The sequence below is a fragment of the Pseudoclavibacter sp. VKM Ac-2888 genome, from assembly GCF_015351285.1.
Taxonomy (GTDB): Bacteria; Actinomycetota; Actinomycetes; order Actinomycetales; family Microbacteriaceae; genus Pseudoclavibacter.
In genome coordinates this window covers 277,107-301,843 of record NZ_JADKSM010000001.1, presented here as the reverse complement: position 1 = coordinate 301,843, position 24,737 = coordinate 277,107, and the positions used below count along the sequence as shown (strand labels likewise).

At 70.1% G+C, this 24,737-nt stretch carries 18 protein-coding genes; 10 read left to right on the top strand and 8 right to left on the bottom strand.

Annotation, left to right across the window (positions count from 1 at the left end; all coding sequences use genetic code 11):
• Window positions 1-159: 159 nt before the first annotated feature.
• A complete protein-coding gene (locus ITJ61_RS01445) occupies window positions 160-1,866 on the top strand; it encodes a cation:proton antiporter (RefSeq protein WP_104299087.1) in 1,707 nt (568 codons plus the stop codon).
• 174 nt (window positions 1,867-2,040) lie between these two features.
• On the opposite strand, the gene ITJ61_RS01440 is transcribed toward ITJ61_RS01445, so the two are convergent.
• Window positions 2,041-3,102, bottom strand: a complete 1,062-nt coding sequence (locus tag ITJ61_RS01440) for a hypothetical protein (protein WP_104299088.1) — start codon at window positions 3,100-3,102, stop codon at window positions 2,041-2,043.
• A 179-nt stretch (window positions 3,103-3,281) separates the two neighbouring features.
• Between ITJ61_RS01440 and ITJ61_RS01435 the strand changes: the two genes are divergently transcribed.
• Genes ITJ61_RS01435 through ITJ61_RS01425 form a run of 3 tightly spaced genes read left to right on the top strand, consistent with a single transcriptional unit; the run spans window position 3,282 to window position 8,001 of the window.
• Window positions 3,282-4,304: a 3-oxoacyl-ACP synthase III gene (locus ITJ61_RS01435; protein WP_104306560.1), complete on the top strand. Its 1,023-nt coding sequence runs from the start codon at window positions 3,282-3,284 to the stop codon at window positions 4,302-4,304.
• Window positions 4,301-7,006 (top strand): alpha/beta fold hydrolase, encoded by a 2,706-nt coding sequence (locus ITJ61_RS01430; protein ID WP_323744286.1) that lies wholly within the window; start codon window positions 4,301-4,303, stop codon window positions 7,004-7,006. Before ITJ61_RS01435 ends, ITJ61_RS01430 begins: the two co-directional genes overlap by 4 nt.
• Complete coding sequence (locus tag ITJ61_RS01425) at window positions 7,003-8,001, top strand: NAD-dependent epimerase/dehydratase family protein (RefSeq protein ID WP_104241099.1); 999 nt, start codon at window positions 7,003-7,005, stop codon at window positions 7,999-8,001. Before ITJ61_RS01430 ends, ITJ61_RS01425 begins: the two co-directional genes overlap by 4 nt.
• A gap of 17 nt (window positions 8,002-8,018) precedes the next feature.
• Here the strand turns inward: ITJ61_RS01425 and ITJ61_RS01420 are convergent, their stop codons facing one another.
• Window positions 8,019-10,490 carry a helix-turn-helix transcriptional regulator gene (locus tag ITJ61_RS01420; RefSeq protein WP_194685280.1) on the bottom strand — a complete coding sequence of 824 codons (2,472 nt, stop codon included), beginning with the start codon at window positions 10,488-10,490 and terminating at the stop codon, window positions 8,019-8,021.
• A 234-nt stretch (window positions 10,491-10,724) separates the two neighbouring features.
• Complete coding sequence (gene mgtE, locus ITJ61_RS01415) at window positions 10,725-12,077, bottom strand: magnesium transporter (protein ID WP_194685279.1); 1,353 nt, start codon at window positions 12,075-12,077, stop codon at window positions 10,725-10,727.
• Window positions 12,078-12,146: 69 nt separating this feature from the next.
• On the opposite strand from mgtE, the gene ITJ61_RS01410 reads away from it, so the two are divergent.
• A complete protein-coding gene (locus ITJ61_RS01410) occupies window positions 12,147-14,396 on the top strand; it encodes an ATP-binding cassette domain-containing protein (protein ID WP_194685278.1) in 2,250 nt (749 codons plus the stop codon).
• Here the strand turns inward: ITJ61_RS01410 and ITJ61_RS01405 are convergent.
• Complete coding sequence (locus tag ITJ61_RS01405; protein WP_194685277.1) at window positions 14,393-15,325, bottom strand: DUF4031 domain-containing protein; 933 nt, start codon at window positions 15,323-15,325, stop codon at window positions 14,393-14,395. The genes ITJ61_RS01410 and ITJ61_RS01405 overlap by 4 nt on opposite strands.
• A gap of 28 nt (window positions 15,326-15,353) precedes the next feature.
• On the opposite strand from ITJ61_RS01405, the gene ITJ61_RS01400 reads away from it, so the two are divergent.
• Genes ITJ61_RS01400 through ITJ61_RS01390 form a run of 3 tightly spaced genes read left to right on the top strand, consistent with a single transcriptional unit; the run spans window position 15,354 to window position 18,521 of the window.
• Window positions 15,354-16,439 carry an S-(hydroxymethyl)mycothiol dehydrogenase gene (locus ITJ61_RS01400; protein WP_194685276.1) on the top strand — a complete coding sequence of 362 codons (1,086 nt, stop codon included), beginning with the start codon at window positions 15,354-15,356 and terminating at the stop codon, window positions 16,437-16,439.
• Window positions 16,436-17,077: an MBL fold metallo-hydrolase gene (locus ITJ61_RS01395; protein ID WP_258064751.1), complete on the top strand. Its 642-nt coding sequence runs from the start codon at window positions 16,436-16,438 to the stop codon at window positions 17,075-17,077. The genes ITJ61_RS01400 and ITJ61_RS01395 overlap by 4 nt, the downstream gene beginning before the upstream one ends.
• Window positions 17,067-18,521, top strand: a complete 1,455-nt coding sequence (locus ITJ61_RS01390) for a dihydrolipoyl dehydrogenase family protein (RefSeq protein WP_194685275.1) — start codon at window positions 17,067-17,069, stop codon at window positions 18,519-18,521. Before ITJ61_RS01395 ends, ITJ61_RS01390 begins: the two co-directional genes overlap by 11 nt.
• A 625-nt stretch (window positions 18,522-19,146) precedes the next feature.
• Here ITJ61_RS01390 and ITJ61_RS01385 read toward each other — a convergent pair.
• Complete coding sequence (locus ITJ61_RS01385) at window positions 19,147-19,731, bottom strand: MOSC domain-containing protein (protein WP_104341120.1); 585 nt, start codon at window positions 19,729-19,731, stop codon at window positions 19,147-19,149.
• A 7-nt stretch (window positions 19,732-19,738) separates the two neighbouring features.
• The gene (locus tag ITJ61_RS01380; RefSeq protein WP_219819490.1) at window positions 19,739-20,095 is read right to left on the bottom strand and encodes a DUF5997 family protein; all 357 of its coding nucleotides are present in this window, start codon (window positions 20,093-20,095) and stop codon (window positions 19,739-19,741) included.
• 96 nt (window positions 20,096-20,191) lie between these two features.
• Here ITJ61_RS01380 and ITJ61_RS01375 point away from each other — a divergent pair, with 96 nt between their 5' ends.
• On the top strand, window positions 20,192-21,001 hold the full coding sequence (locus ITJ61_RS01375; protein WP_194685274.1) for a substrate-binding domain-containing protein: 810 nt from the start codon (window positions 20,192-20,194) through the stop codon (window positions 20,999-21,001).
• A gap of 286 nt (window positions 21,002-21,287) precedes the next feature.
• Here ITJ61_RS01375 and ITJ61_RS01370 read toward each other — a convergent pair whose 3' ends face one another.
• Entirely contained in the window at window positions 21,288-22,958 is a 1,671-nt protein-coding gene (locus tag ITJ61_RS01370; protein ID WP_194685273.1) for an HNH endonuclease signature motif containing protein, read from the bottom strand.
• 153 nt (window positions 22,959-23,111) lie between these two features.
• On the opposite strand from ITJ61_RS01370, the gene ITJ61_RS01365 reads away from it, so the two are divergent.
• On the top strand, window positions 23,112-23,675 hold the full coding sequence (locus ITJ61_RS01365; protein ID WP_194685272.1) for a dihydrofolate reductase family protein: 564 nt from the start codon (window positions 23,112-23,114) through the stop codon (window positions 23,673-23,675).
• A 13-nt stretch (window positions 23,676-23,688) separates the two neighbouring features.
• Here the strand turns inward: ITJ61_RS01365 and ITJ61_RS01360 are convergent, their stop codons facing one another.
• The gene (locus tag ITJ61_RS01360) at window positions 23,689-24,732 is read right to left on the bottom strand and encodes an LLM class flavin-dependent oxidoreductase (RefSeq protein ID WP_194685271.1); all 1,044 of its coding nucleotides are present in this window, start codon (window positions 24,730-24,732) and stop codon (window positions 23,689-23,691) included.
• Window positions 24,733-24,737 lie beyond the last annotated feature (5 nt).

The window sequence follows — 24,737 nt, the reverse complement described above, 5'->3', positions numbered from 1 at the left end:
ACCGCGGAGCGCAGCAGCCGCGGTGTTCTGGGTTGCCCGATCGTAGTTCCGCGCGTCACAGCCGGGAGTCCGGGTGCGTCACCCGCCGAAATGGAGTGCAACATTGCGACGCGCGCGAGCGACCGGGATCACGGCCGTGGCCGATTAGTCTGCTGTTCCATGGAGCTCGAACTCGCAGTCTTCGGTGTGGCGGCGGTCCTCATCATCGTCGCCGTGGCCGCCATCGCGCCCAAGCTGGGGGTCGCGGCGCCCATCCTGCTGGTGCTCGTCGGCATCGGGGTCGGCTATCTGCCCGGGGTCCCTGACTTCGAGTTCCCCCCTGAGCTGATCCTCACGATCGTGCTGCCGCCCATCCTCTACTCGGCCGCCGTGAACGTTCCGCTCGCGGATTTCCGCCGCAACCTGCGTTCCATCACGGGACTGTCGGTGCTGCTCGTTATCATCTCGGCGTTCGGCAGCGGGCTGCTCCTCTACGCGCTCCTCCCCGACCTGAACCTCGCCGCCGCGATCGCGCTCGGGGCCGTCATCAGCCCGCCGGATGCGGTGGCCGCGACGGCGGTCGGCAAGCGGCTCGGCCTTCCTCCGCGCCTCGTGACGGTGCTCGAGGGCGAGGGCCTCGTGAACGACGCGACGGCGCTTGTCATGCTCCGCAGCGCGATCGCGGCGACGGCGGGAGCGCTGTCGTTCTGGGGAGCTGTCGGTGACTTCGTGCTCGCCGTGACCCTGGCCGTCGTCCTCGGCGCCGTGGTCGGCGCGGTCACCGTGTACGTGCGCTCCAAGCTCGACAGCGCCGTGCTGACGACGGCGATCTCGTTCACGGTGCCGTTCCTGGCCTACGTGCCGACGGAGGAGGTCGGTGGCTCCGGTGTGCTCGCGGTCGTGGTCGCGGGACTCATCACGGGGCACGCCAGTGCGAGCCGGTTCAGCCCGCAGGATCGCATCAGCGAGCGCACGAACTGGCGCACGGCGCAGCTCCTGCTGGAGAACGGCGTCTTCCTCCTCATGGGCTTCGAGCTGTCGGCGCTCATCGAGTCCGTGGACGGCGACGAGGACGGCATCGGGCTGCTGCACGCTGTCGGCATCGGCCTGCTCGCGACGATCGCGCTGGTCGTCATCCGGGTGCTGTTCGTCATCCCGCTCGTGCTGATGCTCCGCAGGGAGCAGCGCCGAGCCGAGCTCGTCGCGCCTCGCGTCGAGCAGTTCCTCAAGCGGGTGACCGCCCCCGGACTCGCGAGCACGCGGCCGCGCCTCGTCGACCGGGCCAAGCGCGCGAGCGCCGACATCGCGTTCTATCGCGACGAGGGGCTCGGCTGGCGAGGCGGGGCCGTCCTGGCGTGGTCCGGGATGCGCGGGGTCGTCACGCTCGCGGCGGCGCAGTCGCTGCCCGCGGATTTCCCGTACCGGCCGCAGCTCGTGCTGATCGCCTTCACGGTGGCGATCGTGACGCTCGTCGTGCAGGGCGGCACCCTCCCGCTTCTCATCAGGAAGCTCGGGGTCACCGGCACGGACGCCGACGCGGACGCCCGGGAGCTCGCGAGCCTCGCCGACGAGGTGTTCGACGTCGCGCGCGAGTCGCTCGCGAACCCGGAGCTTCGGCGTGCTGATGGCGGAGCGTACGACGCTGAGCTGCTCGAGCAGGTGCAGGCCGTCGCCTCCCGAATGAGCCGGCTGCTCTCCAAGCCCGTCGACCTCGACGAGGACGCGCAGGACACGCACGTGCAGCGGCGAGAGCTCACGCGCATCCTGCTCGACAACGCCCAACTGGCGCTGCTCGATGCGAGGTCGTCGGGGAGCTACTCGTCTCGGACCATCGAGCAGGCGCAGCACCGCCTCGATGCCGAGGCCCTCCGCTTCGGCGGCGCCTGACGCGAGTGTGGGAGGCGGGCCAAACGCGAGTTCGCGCGGCGCCCGACGCGAGTTCGGCGCCGCCCGATGCGACTCCCTCACACACGACGGCGGGGTGCGGGCTCGTCCTGAGCCCACACCCCGCCGTGTCGCTTGAGCACCCGTCGGCAGTTGCCGTGAGCGCTGCCGGTGCGGCTACGCCGTGGCGTTCAGCGGATACCGCAGCGTCGCGGCCACCTCGGCGCCGTCGACGAGGTCGCCACGCCGGACGGCCCTGACCTTGGCGCCGTGCTTGAGGGCGCGGGCGGCGATCTCATCCACGATGGCGTAGGTGTGCGGGCCGGGCGTCTCGGCGCGCGTGAGCTTGCCGTCCTCGTCCAGCTCGCCCTCCAGGGTCGAGTCCATGTCGAAGTAGAGCTCGGCGACGGCGCCCTGCGAGGCCGCCTTGGCGACCTCGTTGATGGAGGTGGTCGCGTGGCCGTTGCTCCGCTTCGTGCCGAACTCCTCGCGCCAGTCGTTGATCTCTCCCCGGTAGTGGTCGTCGAGGATGCCGCGCGCCTTCGCGTCGAGCTCCCCAGGCGCGAGCGAACCCGGGTGTGCGCCGATGCGCTGCTCGAGGAGCCCCGGGTACTCGTTCACGGCCCGGTAGGCGGTGTCGAAGTCGCCGGTCGCGGCGAGGATGAGCGGGGCACCCGAGTCTCGGAGGATCGGGATGACCTGCTCCTGCACGATGCGCGCGAAGCGCTCGTGCCCGATCCGGTCGCCCGTCGTTCCCTGCGCGCGCTGCCGGTCGAAGCGGCCGCCGGTGGTCGTGTGCTCGAGCACCGTCGCGAGATCGTCGGGGAGCCCCTCGATGGGCAGCTGGCGCGGCTTCGCGTCGGCGAGCACCTCGAAGAGCGTCACCTCGCCTCGGGAGAGCCCGAGCACGAAGCCGCAGTTCGGGAACGTGGTCGCGCGCAGCAGTGCGCCGACGTCGAAGCGGTCGCCCACCGCGACGTGCTGGCCGAGGCGGTTGGCGAGGCGGAAGGTACGGAAACGGTCACTGGACGCGAGGATGACGAGGGAGCGGGATTGCGCCCGCCAGAACTCGGGATCGGACTCGAGCTGCTTCGCTGGATCGAGGATCTTCGCGATGCGCGTCCGATCCAGACCGAGGGTCTCGAGCTCCTTCGCCGCCTGGCTCACGGCGGCCCGCAACTCCAGTCGCAGGGCCTCCGACTCGCTCGGGGCGCTCGAGGCCGGGATGGCGATGCTCACGCTGCCCTCGCCCCGGTACTCGGTCAGTTCAAGCAGATCTTCATGGCTAGGAATATCACTTGGCAACATCTCTGCACGCTAATGATCGGGCCTGAGAGTTCGGTCATCGGCGAGCACCTAGACTGACGTGGTTACGCCCCTCCCTACTCTCTGCACGGCTCAGGACGCAAATCACATCTATGACAGGTAACGCGACTACTCGCTTCCACAACGTCTCGCTGCTGTCGGTCGCGAGCAGCCTTCCTTCGAAGGCAACGGCTTCGGCAGACATCGAAGGCAAGCTCTCCGCCGGCCTGAAGCGGCTCAGGCTCCCCGGCAACCTCCTCGAGCGCGTCGCCGGCGTGACCGAGCGACGCAACTGGGCTGAGGGGGAATCGTTCACCGAGGCGACCGTCGCCGCCGGCCACGAGGCGCTCCGCCGCGCGGGTGTGGACGCGAGCCAGGTGGGCCTGCTCATCAACACGTCCGTGACCCGCACCCATCTCGAGCCATCGGTGGCCGTGCGCATGCACCACGGCCTGGGTATGCCGAGCTCGGCTGTGAACTTCGACATCGCGAACGCGTGCCTCGGCTTCGTGAACGGCATGACGCTCGCGGCGCAGATGATCGAGGCTGGCCAGATCCGCTACGCCATCATCGTCAACGGCGAGGACGCCGACGAGATCCAGGTGAACACCATCAACCGGCTGCTACGCGACGACATCGGGCGCGAGGACTTCATGAGCGAGTTCGCGAGCCTCACGCTCGGCTCCGGTGCGGCGGCGGCCGTGCTCGGACGCACGGATGAGCACCCGGAGGGGCACCAGATCCTCGGCGGCGTGACGCGAGCCGCGACCCAGTTCCACGAGCTGTGCGTCGGCAGCGTGCAGGGCATGTTCACGGATGCCAAGGCGCTGCTGCGCGGCGGCCTCGACCTCGTCGTGTCGGCCTGGAAAGAGGCGCAGACCGACTGGAACTGGTCGTCGATGGACCACTACATCACCCACCAGGTGTCGCGCGTCCACACCAACGCGATCGTCAAGGCCGTCGGCCTCGACGCGAAGCGCGTGCCGACCACCTACCCGACGCTCGGGAACGTCGGTCCCGCGTCCATCCCCATCACCCTCGACCTGCAGTCGAAGAGCCTGAAGCGCGACGACCGGGTCCTCCTCATGGGGGTCGGGTCCGGCCTCAACACGGCGATGATGGAGCTCAAGTGGTGAGGTCGGCCTCTCGCCCGCCTGCCGGCCTGCCCGGACTCCAGGAACGATTCAGCCGCCTCGTCGAGACGACGGGCGTCGGCGAGGACACCGGCTCGAGCCGCACCTGGCATCTCCTCGACACGGGGCCGATCCTCCAGGAGCTGGGGATCGAACCCGTCGGCACGGTCCTCGCCGTGCACGGCAACCCCACGTGGTCGTACCTCTGGCGCTCGCTGGTGAGCGAATCGATCTCGGCCGCCGAGTCCGGGGCATCCGCGTGGCGCGTCATCGCGGTCGACCAGCTCGAGATGGGCTTCTCCGAGCGCACCGAGGTGCGTCGCACGCTCGAGCAGCGCATCCTCGATCTCGGCGCGCTGACCGACGAGCTCGAGCTCAGCGGCGACGTCGTGTCCCTCGGCCACGACTGGGGCGGGGTCGTCGCGCTCGGCTGGGCGGTCCGCCACCCGGAGCTGCTCACCGCGGTCGCCTCCCTCAACACCGCCGTCGACCAGCCGAGCGAGCTGCCCATCCCGGCCGCCCTGCGCCTCGCCCGCTTCGGCCCCGTGCTGCGCGCATCCACGTCGACGAGCCCGGCCTTCCTGGCAACGACGCTCGCCCTCGCGAATCCGCCGCTCACCCCCCAGGTGAAGGCCGCCTACTCGGCGCCGTACCTCGACCGGGCCTCGCGGCTCGGCATCGAGCAGTTCGTGGCCGACATCCCGGTCGACGAATCCACCCAGAGCCACGCGGCGCTGCAGGGGGTCTCGGCTGGCGTCGCGGCGCTCGACGTGCCAGCGCTGCTGCTCTGGGGCCCCCGCGACCCGATCTTCACCGACCTGTACCTGGGCGACCTCATGCGTCGCCTCCCCCACGCCGAGGTGCACCGCTTCGAAGGCGCGGGTCACCTCATCGCGGAGGACACCCCGTACGCGACGCATCTCCTCGCCTGGCTCGACGACGTCGCCGCGGGAACCGCTCGCCGCCGAGGCCAGCACGCTCCGGAGGCGAGCCCCGACGATGCATCCACGCCCATGTGGGCTGCGTTGGGCGAGCACCGTGACGACCCGAGCATCGCCGCCCTCGAGATGGGGCGCGGGGCGAACGGTGCCCCGCTGCGGGTCTCCTGGCGCCAGCTTGCGCGCCGAGTCGACGAGATCGCGGCCGGCCTGAGCGCCGTCGGGGTGCGCCGGGGCGACCGCGTCTCCCTGCTCGTGCAGCCTGGCGTCACCCTCACCGCCATCGTCTACGCCTGCCTGCGCATCGGCGCCGTCGTCGTCGTCGCGGATGCCGGGCTCGGCGTCAAGGGCCTCTCCCGCGCCGTCCGGGGCGCCTGGCCCGACGTCATCATCGGCCAGGTCCCCGGCTTGACGGCGGCCAAGGCGCTCGGCTGGCCTGGCCTGCGCATCAGCGCCACGAGCATCCCCGCCCGCGCTCGAGCCGCCCTCGGTGTCGCGCACTCGCTCGCCGAGGTGGCCGAGCTCGGGCGCGGCGCGGCGCTGCCCACTCCGCCCGGCCCCGAGGACCTCGCAGCGGTGCTGTTCACCTCGGGCTCGACCGGACCTGCGAAGGGCGTCGTCTACACGCACCGTCAGCTGCAGGCCGTGCGGGACACGCTCCGCGACACCTACGGGGTGACGGCCGAATCGGGCCTCGTCACGGGCTTCGCGCCCTTCGCCTTGCTCGGCCCGGCCCTCGGAACCCGGTCGGTGACGCCGGATATGGACGTCACCTCCCCCCGAACTCTCACGGCCACCGCGGTGGCCGATGCTGTCGTGGCGGCGGATGCTCGCATCGTGTTCCTCTCGCCGGCCGCGATCCTCAACGTCGTCGCGACGCGAGACGACCTCGATGCGGCGCAGCAGGAGGCCCTCGGGAGCGTCGACACGTTCCTCTCGACGGGGGCGCCCATCGGGGCTCGACTGCTCGACGACGCCTGCGCCCTCATGCCCAACGCGGAGGCGCACACCCCGTACGGAATGACCGAGTGCCTGCTCGTCACCGACATCGACCGCGAGGGCATCTCCGCTGCCGCGCTCGCCGCTGACCACGGCGTCTGCGTCGGCACGCCGATCGGGCGCAACGTCGTCCGCATCAGCGCTCTCGACGAGACGGGTGCCGCGACCGGCGCCCCCTCAGACGAGGCTGGTGTGCTTGGTGAGGTCATCATCAGCGCCCCCCACCTCAAGGCGCGCTACGACCGCCTCGCCATGACCGATCGGGCCGCCGTGCGCGATCTGCCCCACCGCGGCGCAGAGGCCGCCGGGCAGGGACACTCAGATCAGGCAAATCCCCACCAGGATGACCTGGGCCGCTGGCACCGCACCGGCGACGTCGGCCACCTCGACGCGGAGGGGCGCCTCTGGATCGAGGGCCGCCTCCCCCACGTCTTCGTGACGGTCGACGGTCCACTCGCGCCGGTCGGCACCGAGCAGGACCTCGAGAGGCTGCCGTGGGTGCGGCGCGCCGCGGTCGTCGGCGTCGGACCGGCCGGAACGGCGCAGGCGGTGGCCGTGCTCGAAACCAGGGAGCCCTCTCGCGGGGTCCGCGTGGCCGAGGCGGAGCTCGCCGACGCGCTTCGCGCCTCCACGACGCAGCCGCTCGCTGCCGCGCTCATCGTTCCCGAGCTGCCCACCGACATCAGACACAACTCGAAGATCGACCGGACAGCGCTCGCCAGCTGGGCCGAGCGCGCGCTCTCCGGGGAGCGGGTGTCGGCCCCGTGAGGGTGCTCGTCACTGGGGCGAGCGGCATGCTGGGACGTGCCGTCGCGACGCAGCTGCGCGACGAGGGCCACGAGGTCACGACGATGCAGCGCAGTGCGAGCGGCATCGACGGCGTGACGGATGCGCTCGGCTCGATCACCGACGATGCAGCCGTGGCGCGTGCCGTCACCGGGATGGAGGGGGTTGTCCACCTCGCCGCCAAGGTGTCGCTGAGCGGATCGGAGGCCGAGTTCGAGGCCGTCAACATCGCCGGGACCGAGCGTCTCGTCGAGCACGCGAAGACTGCGGGCGCGACCCGCTTCGTCATGGTCTCCTCCCCCTCCGTGGCCCACTTCGGTGCGGCCATCCACGGCGCGGGTGCTGATGCGGCCAGGCCCGACCTCGCCCACGGCAGCTACGCCCGGACGAAGGCGGAAGCGGAGCTGCGGGCTCTCGCCGCCGACTCCCCCGACTTCGCCGTGGTCGCGGTGCGCCCCCACCTGGTGTGGGGCCCCGGCGACACGCAGCTCGTGGCGCGCATCCTCGATCGGGCCTCGAGGGGCACGCTGCCGCTCCTCGGGCGCGGTGCGGCCCTCATCGACTCCTGCTACGTCGACAATGCCGCGTCGGGTATCGCAGCGGCGTTGCGGCGAGCGCCGGTCGCCCACGGGAACAGCTACGTCATCACGAACGGGGAGCCGCGGACCGTCGCGGAGCTCATGGAGGGGATCTGCCTCGCGGGTGGGGCTCCGCCGCCCCGCCTCCGGGTGCCTGCCGTCATCGCTCGGGCCGCCGGCTCCCTCATCGAGGGTGTGTGGCGCATCCGACCGGGGCAGGACGAGCCGCCGATGACACGATTCCTCGCCGAGCAGCTCTCGACGGCGCACTGGTTCGATCAGCGACGCACGCGCGCCGATCTCGACTGGGCGCCGGCTGTTTCGCTGGACGAGGGGCTGCAGCGCCTCGCGGATCACACCGCGGGTTCCAACCCGGGATCGGGCCAAGCGCGACGCTAGCTCGTGTCACACCGTGCCTAGTCGAGCAGGCCCCGCCGTTCGGCGGCGGCCACCGCGGACCGCCGGTCGCCTATCCCGAGCTTGCGGAACACGCTGCGCAGCTGAGCGCGCACGGTGTGCACGGAGACGAAGCGCTGGGCGGCGATCTGCGCGTTGGTCCAGTTCTGGCCCACGAGCCTGAGCACCTCGATCTCGGCGCTCGAGAGCTCCTCGCCGACCGTGAAGGCTGACAGCGGGCGGGAGTCTTCCGCGGCGACGACGAGCAGGGCGGCGATGCGGCTCGGGAGCCTGTCGCTGATGGACGCCATGAGGGCAGCGTCGCTATCCGTCGCGAAGCGGAGCGCGAACCGGGCGTTGCGGTCGTCGAGGCACTGGGTGGCGATCGTCGCGATGCGGTTGGCGGCGGCGGCCAGGTTGCCCATCCGCAGCAGGCACAGCGCCGTGATCGTTCGCCCGATCGATGCGAACCTCGGGGCGATCCGGGTGTCGGCCAAGGCCGCCTCGGCGTGCGCGAGGGCTTCCCTGTGCCGGCCGTTGGCGAGCTCGACGAGGCTCCGGGCGAGGCTGATGTAGCAGTCGCCCTGCGCACCTTCGTAGTCGGCGGCCAGCTGCGCGCGGGCGCTCTGGCCGCGCGTGAGGAAGAAGGTCGTCGCGGCGAACGTCAGCAGGGTGGAGGGTCGCCCATCGCGCCAGGCCTTCGCGCTGAGCCCGAGGAGTTCATCGACCTCGGCGATCGGGTCCTCGTCGCCGAGGAGCGCTTCGATGAGGATCCGGACGCTGGAAGCCGTGTCCTGCGGCAGGACGGCTCGCGGCAGGTCTCGGAGCTGCCTGGCCAGGTCGAGCGCTCCCGCTTCATCGCCGTTGTCGAGCAGCTCGAAGCACTCGGCGAAGCCCGGGAGGCTCCGCCCGCTGAGCTTCTCCGTGTCGGCCTGGCGGACGCCGCAGATGATGCCGATGATCTCGATGTGCCGCAGCGCATCCGCGTCGGTCCGGTTGAAGCTCTCGCCCTGCTCGGCGGCGAGCGCGGCGAGCTCGAGTGCGAACGGCAGGTCGTCGGAGAGGATCGCGGCCCACTCGAGGACGAGGCAGTCGGCCGCGAACCGGCCCCGAGCGACGGGAGAGGCGGCGAGCGCGGCGAGCAGGGTCTCGTCGCCGTCGCGGAGGAGGGCCTTCGCGTCACGGAGGCCCCGCCGGGCAGCCGCACGGTCGCCCCCGAAGGAGGTCGCAAGCGCGTGCCTGGTGACCTGGGCGAAGAGCCCGATGGGGTCGCTCGGGGCGATCCTCGTCGTCGCGAGGCTCGACTCGCGGAGGCTGAGCAGGACGCCGCGTGTCGCCCCGAAGCGCCGCCACTTGAAGAGCGCGACCAGCAGGCGCGTGCTCAGGAGGCGAGCGAGCACGCTCGTCGGGACGTGCACCATCTCCTCGACGGTCTCGCGGGGCGCGTACTCGTAGATGGTCCTGAAGTGGCGTTGCGCGATCGACTCGACCTCACCCCACGCGCGAGCTCTCAGGGCGAGGAAGAGCCGCTGCATGACGTTCTGCTCACCCGGGAAGGATGCGACGGCCGCGGCGGCGGACGCCCGCGCCTCGTGTGGGGAGCGGTCTGCGTTGAGGCGCCGGAAGGTGTCGGAGTGCCAGACGAACTCGACGTCGAGCGTGATGCGGTTCACCTCGGTGGTCCCGTACGGCGAGGAGGCGAGCTGGTCGAACCAGTGATCACCGGCGATCTCCGGGGCGAGCAGGTGGAGGTCGGCCCTCGAGAAGCGGCGCAGGACGCTCACGGCTCGCATCATGCGGACCGCGTCGACGCGGGCGAGTTCGGCGGGGTCGAAGCGGCGGAGCTCCTGCAGGGTCATGGCGGCGCTCGACGCACCGCTGACGACGGACCATCCTTCCGCATCCGCGTCGGAACGATACCGCTGCAGGGCTATGCGGGTTGTGAGGGGGTGGCCGGCGAACGCATCGAGGAGCCGCATCCGAAGCCCTGGCGGTGCCCCCGGCTCGTTGAGCGCCAGCAGCCCGTCGAGCTCGGAGATGTCGAAGGCGAGCTCGCTCGGATGGAGCACAACCCCTTCGGAGCCGAGCGAGGAGGCCCAGTCCGGCATGGAGAGAGATGCGATGAGGAACCGCACGCCCCGCGCCCGGTCGGGGCCAGCCACGAACCGCCTGATGTCCTGCCACAGTTCGTCGTCCTGCGCCACGATGACGTCGTCGAGCATGACCGCGGGGCGACCCGTGTGCGCCCCGGAGTCCAGGTCGTCGAGGATGCGAATCAGCTCGGCCCGAGAGTGGCACCAGAGGACCGTGGAGCCGGCCGCGCCGAGCTTGCCCTGCATCTGCCTGAGGAGCGTGGTTCGACCGCCGCCCGGCATGCCGACGATGAGGGTGAGGCGTTGTTCGGCGAGCGCGAGCTCGGAGAGCCGGTCGCGTTCGAGCGTGTGCCAAGGCTCTGCGGCCCGAGATGCATCAGTGAGCGTGCTGCTGGACATGCGTGTTCTCTCCTGCTGATTCCCAGCGCTGCGCGCTGCGGACTCCCCCCAGAGTCCTGCGTGGTTTCGGAGATCGTCCTCCTTCGCCACGCCTCGGCCCCACGATACGGTTTCGGAGATACACGCGTCGTATACGGTCCAGCGCTGTCCAACGGCGTCCACTCGATGCGACGCACGAACTCCGTTTCAGCTCGGGCGCGCCCCGCCTCGGGTGGAGCAGCAGGGTCGCTTCCGTCAGATGCCGAGCACGGATTTGGCGATCGAGAAGTAGACGATGAGTCCCGTCGCGTCGCAGAACGTGGAGATGAAGGGTGTCGAGAAGACGGCCGGATCGACCCGGATGGACTTCGCGACGAGCGGCATGACGCCGCCGACGGTCGCCGAGATGGTGCAGACGGAGAGCAGGGTCAGGCCGATGACGGTGCCGATGCCGACCCCGTAGAAGAACGTCGCGACGGCGAAGGCCACCGCTCCCAGCGAGATGCCGAGCACGATACCCGTGCGCAGCTCCTTGAGGGCGACGGGCCAGGCGTTCCTCGGTCGCACCTCCCCCATCGCCAGGGCCCTCGTCACGGTTGTCGCGGCCTGCGATCCCGTATTGCCGCCGATGCCGGTGAGGAGAGGGATGAACAGAGCGAGGGCAACCTGCTGCTCCAGGGTCGCCTCGAAGAGCTCGAGGACGCTCACGGTCAGGATGGCGGAGATCGCGAGCACGAACAGCCAGACCACGCGCGAGCGCACGACCGCGAAGACCGGAGTGGTCAGGTAGGGGCGCCTCAGCGGCTCGGAGGCGCCGGCGTGCGCCTCGTCCTCGTCGCGGGCGGCCTCGACCATGCGGTGTGCGTCGTCGCCCGTGAGGAGACCGAGGAGGCGCTCCTCGCGGTCGACGATGGGCATCGCCAGGACCCCACGGTCGACGAGCGTCCGGGCCGTCACCTCGGCGTCGTCATCGGCGTGCGCGTAGAGGGCGGTCGCCATGTGCGCCTCGACGGCGTCGTGCGGCGACGCGAAGAACAGCTCACGGAGACTCACGACCCCGAGGAGGCGTCGACCGTCGTCGACGACGGGGATCGTGTAGATCGTCTCGGCGTCCCCGCCTCGCTTCTGGATGCGCTCGAGCGCCACTCCCACGAGCTCGTGCGCGTAGACGTGCACGTAGTCGGGCGTCATGCGCCTGCCGACGGACCCGACCGGGTAGCCGAGGATGATGGCCGTCTCGCCGCGTTCATCCGCCGGCAGCTCCTGCACGAGGCGCTTCGCGATCTTCGCCGGGAGCTCGTCCATGAGGGCGACGCGGTCGTCGGCGTCGAGCTCCGCGAAGACCCGGGCCACGTCGGCATCGGAGAGCTGCGTGACGACCTCGCGCTGAGCTGGGGCGTCCATCCGCTCGAACACGGTCATGGCCTCGTCCTTCGGCAGCAGCCGGAACGCGACCCCGGCATCCCGGGCCGGGAGGCGCTCGAGCAGCACCGCAAGGTCCGGGAGCGGCGCGCTCGCCAGGGCGGTCGCGGCGGCGCTCAGGTCTCCGCGAGCGAGTTCGGTCGAGACGAGTTCGACGAGATCGTCGAGGGAGTGGATCGGAGGCATGGGGGCATCGAAGCACACCCTGCCCTCGGGATCGTGGCTCGCGCCTCGGCGGGTCGCTACGATCGCGGCATGCATGAAACCATCCGCGTGCGCGGCGCTCGTGAGAACAACCTCAAGGGAATCGACGTCGACATCCCGAAACGCAAGCTCACGGTCTTCACGGGCGTCTCCGGATCAGGCAAGAGCTCGCTCGTGTTCGGAACGATCGCGGCCGAGTCCCAGCGACTCATCAACGAGACGTACACGGCCTTCGTGCAGTCGTTCATGCCGAGCCTCGCCCGGCCGGACGTCGAGGTGCTCGAAGGGCTGAGCGCGTCCATCGTGGTCGACCAGGAGCGCATGGGGGCAAACGCCCGCTCCACGGTCGGCACGGCGACCGACGCGCACACCATGCTCCGCATCATCTTCTCCCGCCTCGGGGCTCCGTCAGCTGGACCAGCCGGCCACTTCAGCTTCAACCTCGCCGAGGGCATGTGCCCTCGCTGCGAGGGCATCGGACGCGTCACCGACCTCGACATCGACGAGGTCGTCGATCGAACGAAGTCGCTGAACGAGGGCGCGATCACGATTCCCGGCTACAAGGTCGATGGGTGGATGGTGCGCGGATACTCGGACGCGCCGTTCCTCGACGGCGACAAGAAGATCGCCGACTTCTCCGAGGCCGAGCTGCAGGACTTCCTGTACAAGGAGCCGACGAAGGTCAACATGCCGGCTCTCAACATGAACCTGACCTACGAGGGGCTCATCCCCCGCATCCAGAAGTCGATCCTGTCGAAGGACCCGGAGGCGGTGCAGCCCGCGATCCGCGCCTTCATGGACCGAGCGGTCACGTTCACCGCCTGCCCGGAGTGCCGAGGGGCGCGCCTGAACCAGGCGGCCCTCGCGAGCCGCATCCAGGGCAGGAACATCGCGGACTGCTCGGCGATGCAGATCAGCGACCTCGCGGCGTTCATGAAGGGCGTGCAGGACCGGCAGGTCGCCCCGGTCATCGCGACCCTGCAGGAGACGCTCGACTCCCTCGTGAACATCGGGCTCGGCTACCTGAGCCTCGACCGGGAGTCGGGGAGCCTCTCGGGTGGCGAGGCGCAGCGCGTGAAGATGGTGCGGCATCTGGGCTCGAGCCTCACCGACGTCACCTACGTGTTCGACGAGCCGACGGTTGGGCTCCACCCGCACGACATCCAGCGCATGAACGAGCTCCTGCTGCGCCTGCGCGACAAGGGGAACACGGTGCTGGTCGTGGAGCACAAGCCCGAGACGATCGCGATCGCAGACCACGTCGTCGACCTCGGTCCCCGTGCGGGCTCCGACGGTGGGGAGCTGCAGTTCGCGGGCACCGTCGAGGGCCTGCGCGCGTCGGGGACCCTCACGGGCAAGCACCTCGACGACAGGGTCTCGCTCAAGGAGGAGCCGCGGAGTTCGAAGACGAGCCTCGAGATCCGTGGGGCGACGCGTCACAACCTCAAGGACGTGGACGTCGATATCCCCTTGGGCGTGCTGACGGTCGTGACGGGGGTCGCAGGCTCGGGGAAGAGCTCCCTCATCCACGGGTCGATCCCGAAGTCGGCCAACGTGGTCGTCGTCGACCAGACCGCCATCCGCGGCTCCAGGCGGAGCACACCGGCCACGTATACGGGGGTCCTCGACGCGATCCGGGCGGCCTTCGCGAAGGCCAACGGCGTCAAGCCGGGCCTCTTCAGTGCGAACTCCTCCGGTGCCTGCCAGAAATGCAACGGCCTCGGGGTCATCTTCACGGACCTCGCCATGATGGCGGCGGTGTCGACGGTGTGCGAGGAATGCGAGGGCAAGCGCTTCCAAGCTGAGGTGCTCGCCTACACGCTCGACGGCAAGAACATCAGCGAGGTGCTGTCGATGTCGATCGCGGAGGCGCACGAGTTCTTCGCGACCGGTCCCGCCAACAAGGTGCTGGGGCGCCTCGTCGACGTCGGGCTCGGCTACCTGGGGCTCGGGCAGCCGCTTACGACGCTCTCGGGTGGCGAGCGCCAGCGGCTCAAGCTCGCGATCCACATGGCAGAGAAGGGTGGCGTGTACGTGCTCGACGAGCCGACGACGGGCCTGCACCTCGCGGATGTGCGGCAGCTGCTCTCGCTCCTCGATCGGCTCGTGGACTCGGGCAAGTCGGTCATCGTCATCGAGCATCATCAGGCGGTCATGGCGCACGCCGACTGGATCATCGACATCGGCCCCGGCGCTGGTCACGATGGCGGCTCGGTGGTGTTCGAGGGGACGCCGGCGCAGCTCGTGGCCGATTCGTCGACCCTCACCGGCAAGCACCTCGCGAGCTACGTGGGCGCCTAGCTGCGAATCGCTTCGAGCTCGCCCTCGAGGTTTCGTCTCGCGCGTTCCTCCCAGTCCTCTGGGGCCGCGGGTGACACAAAGAGGCGGGGCGTCGCGAGCAGCGTCTCGAGCACGGACGCGCGGCCGACGCGCCACTGCTCGTCGGTGACGTGCGCGTAGTCGCGTCTGACCAGTGCGACGTAGCGCGCGTAGCCGTCCTCCGAGCGGGCGAGAACGGCGAGGTCGGCGTCCATGAGGATCTGGCCGGCCGTGTCGCTCTCCGCCACCGCGTGGACGATGGTCGCGAGCACGAGGCGCTCGACGTCGCCGACGAGGGCGGGGTCGACGCGGAGGGCCGTGAGCCGTTCGACGGCGAGGTCGGCGCTGGCGCGTTCGTCGTCGCCGGCGGCGCCCGCGTAGACCGCGTCGTGGAACCAGGCGGCGAGCCTGGCGGTCAGCAGTTCGCGCTCGGCCAGGGGCGCCCCGGTCTCGGCGGCGCGGAGGCGCATGATGTCGATGGCGTCCAGCACCGAGAGCAGGTGCGTCGCGTCGTGGTAGTGACGGGAGGGAGCCGACCAGGCGTCCAGGAGCTCGTCGCGGAGTGCATCCTTCGCCGGTCGCCGGTCAGCAGTCACGGGCAGCTCGAGCTCGGCCCAACGTCGGATGAGGGTGAGCCGGGCTCGCTTGGGCCTGTCGCGGGCGGGCACGCGCACGCCTCCCGCGACGAGTCGGCGCACGAGCTCGGAGCCCCCGACGGGTTCGGCCCCGAGCGCGACGAGGGCGTCGTACTGCTCGGCGGGGACGTCGTAGTGGTCGACGTCGAACGCGCGGTCGCGGATGCCCGCCCTTCGGGCGAAGGCGTGCAGCTCGTCGACGGAGGCGTCGGACACGAGGTGCGAGAACGTCGTGCCGTGCGCGGGCCAGACGGGCGGATCGATCAGGATGACCATCCAGAGAGACTACGACTACCCTTGCCACATGGTCTCCCGTGTCAAAGGTGCAGTTGTCCGTGGCAAGAACGAACCGGTGTCGATCGAGACGGTGCTGGTCCCCGATCCGGGGCCAGGCGAAGCCGTGGTCGACATCATCACGAGCGGTGTCTGCCACACCGATCTCCACTATCAGCAGGGCGGGATCAGCGATGACTTCCCGTTCCTGCTCGGCCATGAGGCCACCGGCCGCGTGTCGGCGGTCGGCGAAGGCGTGACGGAGGTCGCGGTCGGCGACCGGGTCATCCTGAACTGGCGCGCGGTGTGCGGCGAGTGCCGTGCCTGCGCGAAGGGGCAGCCTCAGTACTGCTTCAACACCCACAACGCGACGCAGAAGATGACGCTGGAGGACGGCACGGAGCTCTCCCCGGCACTCGGCATCGGCGCGTTCATCGAGAAGACGCTCGTCGCCGCCGGCCAGTGCACGAAGGTCGACGAGGAATCGGATGCGGCTGCCGTCGGCCTGCTGGGCTGCGGTGTCATGGCCGGTATCGGTGCCGCCATCAACACGGGCGAGGTGAAGCGCGGCGAGTCGGTCGCGGTCATCGGCTGCGGCGGGGTGGGCATGGCGGCGATCGCCGGGGCCGCCCTCGCCGGGGCGACGACGATCATCGCCGTCGACATCGACCCAGCGAAGCTCGAGCGTGCCGCCCACTTCGGGGCGACGCACACCATCAACTCTCGCGAGGAGGACGTCGTCGAAGGCGTCAGGGCCCTCACGGGCGGCTTCGGAGCCGACGTGGTCATCGAGGCCGTGGGTCGCCCCGAGACGTACAAGCAGGCGTTCTACGCTCGCGACCTCGCCGGTCGGGTTGTGCTCGTCGGGGTGCCGACGCCCGAGATGACCCTCGAGCTCCCGTTGATCGACGTCTTCGGCCGCGGCGGCGCTCTGAAGTCGTCCTGGTACGGCGACTGCCTCCCGAGCCGCGACTTCCCGATGCTCGTCGAGCAGTACCGCCTCGGCAGGCTCGACCTGGACGCCTTCGTCTCGGAGCGCATCGGCATCGACGACATCGAGGCGTCGTTCGGCCGCATGAAGGACGGCACGGTTCTGCGTTCGGTGGTGGAGCTGTGAGCGGCCACGGCAAGGTGCGCATCGACCGCGTCGTCACGAGCGGCACGTTCTCCCTCGACGGGGGCACGTGGGACGTCGACAACAACGTGTACCTCGTCGGCGACGACGAGGACGTCGTCGTGATCGACCCGGCCCACGACGCCCAGGCGGTGCGCGATGCGGTCGGCGACCGCCGGGTGCGCCGGGTGCTCCTGACGCACGGGCACGACGATCACATCGCGGCGGCGCAGGAGTTCGCGACGCTCGTGGACGCGCCCGTCGCCCTGCACGACGGCGACCGGATGCTCTGGGATGCCGTCTACCCCGACTCGGCTCCCGACATCGAACTGGCGGACGACGACCGCATCGTGATCGATGAGGTCGACCTGCAGGTGCTGCACACGCCGGGCCATTCGCCCGGGTCGGTCTGCTTCTACGCCCCGGCCCTCGGGGCGCTGTTCAGCGGAGACACGCTCTTCAGTGGCGGGCCCGGGGCCACGGGTCGGAGCTACAGCGATTTCGGGACGATCATCGCGTCGATCTCGGAGCGCCTGCTGACGCTGCCGGCCGAGACGAAGGTCTTCACGGGTCACGGGGACTCGACGACGATCGGGGCGGAAGCGCCGCACCTCGAAGAATGGATCGCGCGTGGCCACTGAGTCTCAGGCCTCGTCCGAGGCGAACGTGCCTCCCACGGCTGCGACGACGTTCGACGTCATCGTCATCGGCGCGGGCCCCGTCGGGGAGAACGTCGCCGACCGCACCGTTCAGGGTGGCCTGAGCACCCTCATCGTCGAGAAGGAGCTGGTCGGCGGTGAGTGCTCGTACTGGGCGTGCATTCCCTCGAAGGCGCTCCTCCGGAGCGGGGCTGCTCTGCGCGCGGCGCGTGCCGTGCCGGGCAGCCGCGAGGCGGCGACGGGAGACCTCGACGTGTCGGCGGTCCTCGCTCGTCGCGACTCGTACGTGTCCGAGTGGAGCGACGAGGGCCAGGTGGCCTGGCTCGCGGACGCTGGCATCGAGCTCGTGCGCGGGCATGCCCGCCTGGCGGGTGAGCGTGAGGTGACGGTCGGCGAGACGACGTACTCGGCGCGTGTCGCCGTCGTCGTCGCGACCGGGTCGGCGGCACTGCTGCCCGACATTCCGGGCCTCGCTGACGCGGAACCGTGGACGAGCCGAGAGGCGACGTCCCTCGAGCGCATCCCCGAGTCGATCACGATCATCGGCGGCGGCGTCGTGGCGGTCGAGATCGCGACGGCCTACACCGATCTCGGCTCCCAGGTGACGCTGGTCGCACGGAGCACGGTGCTCGGCAGCTTCGAGGCGTTCGCCGGTGAGGCGGTCGTGGCGGCCCTGCGTTCGCGTGGGGCGACGATCATCACGGGTGCGGCGCCAGCTGGTGTCGTCCGGGATGCGTCCGGTCGGGTCACGCTGACGCTCGACGACGGCCGCACACTCGAGAGCAGTGAGCTGCTCGTGGCGACGGGCCGGGTCCCGCGCACGGGCGATGTCGGTCTCGAGACGGCCGGGCTCGAGTCCGGGGCCTGGATCGATGTCGACGACACGATGCTCGTCCGCGGCAGCGACTGGCTGTACGCGGCGGGCGACGTCAACCATCGCGCCCTGCTGACGCACCAGGGCAAGTACCAGGCGCGGGCGGCGGGTGATGCGATCGCGGCGCGCGCCGCGGGGCGCACCCTCGACGATGGGCCCTGGGGCACGCACGTCGCGACGGCTGATCACGCCGCGGTGCCTCAGCTCGTCTACTCGGACCCTGAGGTCGCCGCTGTCGGGCTCACGGCTGGTGCCGCCGAGAAGCAGGGCCTTCGGGTGCGCGCCGTCGACGTGCCCATCGGCAACGTGTCTGGGGCTTCGCTGCACGCGGAGGGCTACGAGGGAACGGCCCGGATGGTCGTGGACGAGGATCGCCAGGTTGTCGTCGGGTTCACCATGGTGGGCCCCGACGTGGGCGAGCTGCTGCACGCGGCGACGATCGCGGTCGTCGGCGAGGTGCCACTGTCACGGCTGTGGCATGCGGTTCCGTCGTTCCCGACGATCAGCGAGCTCTGGCTGCGGCTGCTCGAGGGATACGGGCGTCCGCAGTAGCAGGCGACTCAAGCGCACGCCCACCGGCGGAGGGCGCGAGCGGGTTCTGCGAGCCCCTCCCGCCGGTACGGGGTATTGGCGCGAGGTGCTGGTGCCGGGTGCTGCTGCGGGCGGGTGGTTGGGCGTCAGCAGACCGGCGGCTCGGCATCACCAGACCGGCGGCTCAGCGTCAGCAGCCCGGCGGCTCGGCATTACCAGACCGCAGGCTTGGCATCACCAGACCGCAGGCTCGGCATCACCAGACCGCGGGCTCGGCATCACCAGCCCGGCGGCTCGGCATCAGCAGCCCGGCGGCTCGGCGCCACCAGACCGCAGGCTCGGCATCAGCAGACCAGCGGCTCGGCGTCACGAGACCGCGGGCTCGGCATCACCAGCCCGGCGGCTTGGCATCACCGAGCGTCGGCTCCGTGTCACCTGACGGGCGGGAACCCGGCATGTGCGAGGCAGTGTGCATTCCAGGTTGGGCCTCGGCTCTGGCACTCGCGCTCGCTTCGGTACTCGCTCCGACCCAGGTCTCGCTCTTGCTCTGAATTCTGCTTCGGCGACGGCTCCGACTTTGACTTCGGCACCGGTTCTGACTTTGCCACCGACACCGACACCGGCACCGGCTTCGACTTCGCTTGTCTCAGCCGCCGTGGTCGCCGGAGAAGACCTGACGAACTGTCGGCGCACCCTCATCAGCAGTCTCGAGGACTTCGACGGTGTCGCCCGCCGCGATCTTGCCGTTCTTCGCGACGCGCAGGTAGGCGCCGACGCGGGCGGCTGCGCTGAATCGCTTCACCCAGCCACGTTCGTCGTCTCCCCCGACCCACCTGGCGAAGGTCTGGCATGGGACGCGCGGGGCGGTCACGACGAGTTCGACGACGCGGGATGAGCCCGCGGCGGTGAGGTCTCCGATGCGGAGGGTGTCACCGATGTGGAGGTCGTTGACGTCGAGCCCGTCGATGCGGAGGTTCTCGCCGAAGAACCCCGGAGGGAGCTGGCGGCCGAGTTCCTCGGCCCAGTGGTCGGCGTCAACCTGCGAGTAGGCGTAGACCGCCTGGTCGAGGCCGCCGTGGTGCTTCCGATCGGCCTGCACGTCGCCGTAGACCCCGTAGCGCCCCACCTTGACGGGCCCCTCGAGGGTCCGCTTGTCGATCGCGGTCACGCCGACGGCACCCGGGTCCCGGCGGAGCTGCGCTACGGCGCAGACGGCGAGCAGCTGGGCCAAGGTCGGCTCAGTTCTTTCGCTTCGCGTGCAGTTCGGCGACTCGGGCGTTCTCGGCGCGGACCTTCGCCTGGACGCCTCGCTCGTGGGAGAGCCACGATGGGGCGCTTTCGAGGAGAGCCTGGATCTCTTCAGTTGTGAGCGCTTCGGTGACGCCGCCACGGGCGAGGCCGGAGTTGGTAATGCCGAGCTTGCGGGCGACGATGTCGCGCGGGTGGGGACCCGTGCGGCGCAGCTCCTGCAGCCATTCGGGTGGGGTCTCCTGCAGCTCGAGGAACTCGCTGCGGGTGAGCGGGGCCTCCTGGAATGCTTCTGGGGTTGCCGGCAGGTAGATGCCGAGCTTCTTGGCGGCGGTCGCCGGCTTCATGGTCTGGTCTGACCCGCGGTCGGCCGCGGTGTGGCTCTCGGCCGAGTTGCCTTCTGATTCGCTCATCTGAGCATCGTACCCAGTAGCCTTGCGGGCATGGAGACTCCGACGCACCTCACGGTCGCTCTCGCCCCCGGCATCAACCCACGGAAGTGGTCTCGAGTGTGGGAGGAGCGGAGAGCAGAGACGCCGCTGGAGTTCGCGACCCTGCACTCGGCCGAGGCCAGGCAGCTCGTTCTCGACGATGGCGCGCAGGTCGCCTTCGTGCGGCATCCCTTCGAACGTGAGGGGTTGAACGCGATCGACCTGTTCGCCGAAGATGTGGTCGCTGTGGTCGCTGTCGAGTCGGATCTCGACATCGATGAACCGTTGCGGTTGCAGGAGCTCGACGACTGGCAGCTGGTGCTGGCCGCTTGGACCCCCGATTGGGCGGAGGCGGCAGAGCGCCTGGGGCTCGACTCGGGCGAGGCGGCCATGACGACCGATCCGGCGGACGCGATGGAGCTTGTAGCGGGCGGGGCCGGGGTGGCGATCGTCCCTCAGTCGGTCGCGAGGCAGCACGCCCGCAAGGACGTCACGTATCGGGTCATCAGCGACCTCCCTCGGGTTCCCGTTTCTGTGGTTTGGGCGGTCGCCGATGACCGTCTCGACACCGAGGAGTTCGTCGGCATCGTCCGCGGGCGCACCGCGGGGAGCTCGAGGGGACGCACCGGCGCAAAGTCTGCCGCGCTGCAGCGGGAAGAGCAGCAGGCGCTGGCGGAGGCCGAGCGCCGCGTGAAGGAGCAGCAGAAGAAGCGGGCGACCGCGAAGCGAATCGGCACCTCCTCCGGGACGAGCCGCGGCGCCCAGCTCGCCGCGAAGCGCGCAAAGGCGGGCGGATCGGGCGGCAAGCGCAAGCGCCGCTAGCGCTGGCTGGGTGGCTGGCTCGCTGGCTTGTTGGTTCGCTCGCTTGTTGGCCGACCGGCTGCGTGCTCGCCTGCCAGACAGATGAGCCAACAAACCAACAGGCAGGCAGGCAGGCAGGCAGGCAGGTACGCACGCACGCACGCAGGCGGGTAAGCAGGCAGGCAGGCCGAGCTCTTGCCGACTTCTCTGACAGGGTTCGGGTGAAATCCAGCGGCAGCGGCAGCGGCAGCGGCAGCGGCAACGGCAACGGCAACGGCAACCTTCTTGACGTCGCGCGGCACCGAGCCTAGAAGGGCGGCAATTCGTCTGCGCTCTCCCGCTGCTCCGGCTCATCTGGGGCTGGCGCCTCAACGTTGCTGTTCTGCTGAGACGTTGGCCGCGGCATCGCCATGCCTGTCGCGGCGCGGCCGTCGCGCGCCTCATCGCTCGGCCTGAATTCGATGTTGGTGTTGGCGTGGGTGTCGTGGTGTTCGGGCTGGTCGGTGTACGTCTTGCCACTGGGGGTGCGCCATTCGAGGACGCCACCGCCGAGTTGTCTCACGGTCCATGCGGTGGCGTGTTTCATGACGTGGTGCCCTCTGCACAGTCCGCAGAGGTTGTCGATGCTGGTGGTGCCGCCGTGTTCCCAGGCGTGGGTGTGGTCGAGGTCGCAGCACGCGGCGGGTTGCCGGCAGCCGGGCCAGCGGCAGTGAATATCTCTCGCGGTGAGGAAGGCCCGCATCGCCGCGGTGGGACGGTAGGTATCGACGGCCGCGACCGCGCCCGTGATGGGGTGGGTGAGGATCCGCTGGAATGAGGGAGCGTTCGCCGCGAGTCGTTTCGCTTCCTCGAGCGGAATGGGTGACATGCCGTTCAGCAGCGCGGGCGCCGGAGTCAGGCGATCAGTGTCCGGGGCGACAGCGCGGTCAGGGCCGAGGAGCGTGAGGATCGGGATCGTGAACTGCACGCTCGCCTCTATCCCCGCAGCCGCGCCGTTGGAGGTGGGCGTCGAGGTGAGGAGCACGTCTGCGAACAGGTCGGCCTTGACCTGGTCGACCGTTCGCTCATCCGGAGCCTCGTCCGTCATCTCGCCCGGCATCACGCCCGGCCCCTCATCCCGAGTCGCGTCCGCCCCCTCGGCGCGGGCCCCGCTCGCGGCGCTCTCGCTGATCCCAATACCCCCGGTGCTCTGGGTGTTCTCGGTGCTCTGGGTGTCCCCGGCACTCCCGGCAGCCCCGGGACTCCCGGCCCTGCCCGTGATGCCGGCGGGTGCAGGCCTCGCCCGGATCACGGCCTTGGCCTGCTTGCGCAGGCGGTCCGCGATCGCCTTGCCCTCGATGAGCGGCAACCGAGCTCGCAGCAGGCACATGCCGTTCTCCGCCTCGGTCACCGACACGTACCGCGTCTTCCGTGCCCGCGCGAACCGCTCGCACACCGACTCCTGCGTCAACGACTCCGCGACCCTCGCCGCCGTCCCCCGCAACGCGCGGGGCGGCAGCACCCGCGCACCAACCTCCGCGAGCATCACGCGGACGAACGCAGCTCGGCGTGCTGTCTGCTCCCCCGCATTCACGTGCGACACCGACAGGCCTGCCTCGGTCAGAACCCGCAGTTGCGCCTCGCTCACCGCGCCCGCCCCCAGTGCGTCCACGAGCCCCGGGAACTCACGCACCGCGGTCACCGCCTCCTGCAGGAGTCCCTCCGCGACCGACTGCCCAACCTGTTCGACCAGCGCCACCTCGGCTGCCAATGACCGCACATGCAGACGGTGCTCCACCGAGCCCTCAGCCGCATCCAAGGCTGCTGCGATCTCCGCCAGCTCAGCCCGAACTCGGACCTGCGCCGCCGCGACCACAGCCGCCGCTGCCATCAGCCCCGTCTCCCTCGCCAGGAGCAGCCGACGACGCGCAGCGACCGACCCCGGATCGCGGGGATCGCACCCCAGCCCGGTCGGCGTCACATCATCGTTCGAAGACATACCCGAATCTTGGACCGGACCACCGACAATTGGCGCCCCGGGGACTCACCGTTCAGCGAAACCCCAGATCAAACGGCGAGTTTCCGGGAAGCAGGGAGACGACCGGCCCCCGGCCGGTGGTAGCTTGAAAGGCACGAACAAGGAGGTTCGCTGATGCGCAAGGTCACCTACTCGCTGGCCCTCACCCTCGACGGGTACATCAAGGACTCAGACGGCAGCTTCGACTGGGGAGACCCCAGCGAGGAGGTGTTCCGCTTGGCGACCGAGGAGGTGCGAGCGGCCGACTTCCACCTGATGGGTCGCCGCCTCTACGAGACGATGGTCTACTGGGAGCCGACCGACGAAGCCCGGGAATATGGGGAGCTCGAGACGGAGTTCGCCAAGCTCTGGCGCGCCCTGCCGAAGATCGTGTTCTCGAACACGATCACCGAGGTGCAAGGCAATACCAGGATCGCCGAAGACGGGCTCGCCGAGGAGATCGAGCGCCTGAAGGCCGAACCGGGAGAAGGACCGATCGCGATCGGTGGAGCAGAGCTGGCGCATCAGGTTGCTGATCTCGACCTGGTCGACGAGTACCTGCTGCGCGTCTGTCCCGTCCTCGTCGGAGGCGGCACGCCGTTCTTCTCACAGAACGACCGCCGCACGAACCTCGAGCTGCTCGACTCACGAACCTTCGAGTCGGGCGTCGTGCATCTCCGATACCGCGTCCTGCGCTGAACCGCGCTGTCGACTACCCCTCGCGCGACCAGCCGATCGCCGGAGCGATGTGCTCCGCGATGGTGGCGAGCATCCGCGTGTTGTAGGCGACACCAAGCTGGTTCGGCACGGTCAGCAGGAGCGTGTCCGCTGCCTGGACGGCAGCATCCGCCGCGAGTTCCTCGGCAAGACGGTCGGGAGTGCCCTGGTAGGTGCGACCGAAGCGGGAGCGCATCCCGTCGAGCATGCCGACCTGGTCGCCCTCCCCGCCGCCTCGCCCGCCGAAATAGGTCACGTCCTCATCGGTCGTGATGGGGATGACGCTGCGACTCACCGAGACCCGGGGCTCTCGACGGTGTCCGGCGGCCGCCCACGCGTCCCGGTACCCCTGGATCTGCTCGGCCTGCAGCTCATCGAACGGAACGCCCGTGTCTTCCGTGAGCAGCGTCGAGCTCATGAGGTTCATGCCCTGCTCCGCAACCCACACGGCACTGGCTCGGCTTCCGGAGCCCCACCAGATGCGGTCGTCCAGGCCGGCGGACTGCGGCTGGATGGGGAGGGGCGCCGTCGAGCCTGTCATCTGCGGGTTGCCGGCAACGAGTCCCGCACCGGTGATCGCCGCTCGGAACAGCTCCGTCTTCGCGCGGGCCAGCTCGTCATCGGTCTTGCCCTCAGGCGGGGTGAAGCCGAACGCGTGTGCGCCGTCCTGGGCGGGCTCGGGCGAGCCTCGGCTCAGACCGAGCTGGAGCCTCCCCTCGCCACCGGCGTGTGCGCTGATGAGGTCGGCAGCGGCAGCCTCCTCCGCCATGTACAGGGGGTTCTCGTAGCGCATGTCGATGACGCCGGTGCCGATCTCGATGCGGCTGGTCCGAGCCCCGACGGCTGCCAGGAGCGGGAATGGGGCAGCGAGCTGTCGCGCGAAGTGATGCACGCGGTAGTAGGCGCCATCGATACCGAGCTCTTCCGCCGCGACCGCGAGTTCGATGGACTGCACGAGCGCATCACCGCCCGTTCGCGTGCCCGATTGCGGAGACGGGTGCCAGTGCCCGAACGAGAGGAAGCCGATTTTCTTGCGCATGCTGA

What these genes read in the sequence shown, in the direction of transcription:
- ITJ61_RS01445 (WP_104299087.1), top strand. Translation starts at nt 160, where the DNA reads ATGGAGCTCGAACTCGCAGTCTTCGGTGTGGCGGCGGTCCTCATCATC.
- ITJ61_RS01435 (WP_104306560.1), top strand. Translation starts at nt 3,282, where the DNA reads ATGACAGGTAACGCGACTACTCGCTTCCACAACGTCTCGCTGCTGTCG.
- ITJ61_RS01420 (WP_194685280.1), bottom strand. Translation starts at nt 10,490, where the DNA reads ATGTCCAGCAGCACGCTCACTGATGCATCTCGGGCCGCAGAGCCTTGG.
- mgtE (WP_194685279.1), bottom strand. Translation starts at nt 12,077, where the DNA reads ATGCCTCCGATCCACTCCCTCGACGATCTCGTCGAACTCGTCTCGACC.
- ITJ61_RS01410 (WP_194685278.1), top strand. Translation starts at nt 12,147, where the DNA reads ATGCATGAAACCATCCGCGTGCGCGGCGCTCGTGAGAACAACCTCAAG.
- ITJ61_RS01405 (WP_194685277.1), bottom strand. Translation starts at nt 15,325, where the DNA reads ATGGTCATCCTGATCGATCCGCCCGTCTGGCCCGCGCACGGCACGACG.
- ITJ61_RS01400 (WP_194685276.1), top strand. Translation starts at nt 15,354, where the DNA reads ATGGTCTCCCGTGTCAAAGGTGCAGTTGTCCGTGGCAAGAACGAACCG.
- ITJ61_RS01380 (WP_219819490.1), bottom strand. Translation starts at nt 20,095, where the DNA reads ATGAAGCCGGCGACCGCCGCCAAGAAGCTCGGCATCTACCTGCCGGCA.
- ITJ61_RS01375 (WP_194685274.1), top strand. Translation starts at nt 20,192, where the DNA reads ATGGAGACTCCGACGCACCTCACGGTCGCTCTCGCCCCCGGCATCAAC.
- ITJ61_RS01370 (WP_194685273.1), bottom strand. Translation starts at nt 22,958, where the DNA reads ATGTCTTCGAACGATGATGTGACGCCGACCGGGCTGGGGTGCGATCCC.
- ITJ61_RS01365 (WP_194685272.1), top strand. Translation starts at nt 23,112, where the DNA reads ATGCGCAAGGTCACCTACTCGCTGGCCCTCACCCTCGACGGGTACATC.
- ITJ61_RS01360 (WP_194685271.1), bottom strand. Translation starts at nt 24,732, where the DNA reads ATGCGCAAGAAAATCGGCTTCCTCTCGTTCGGGCACTGGCACCCGTCT.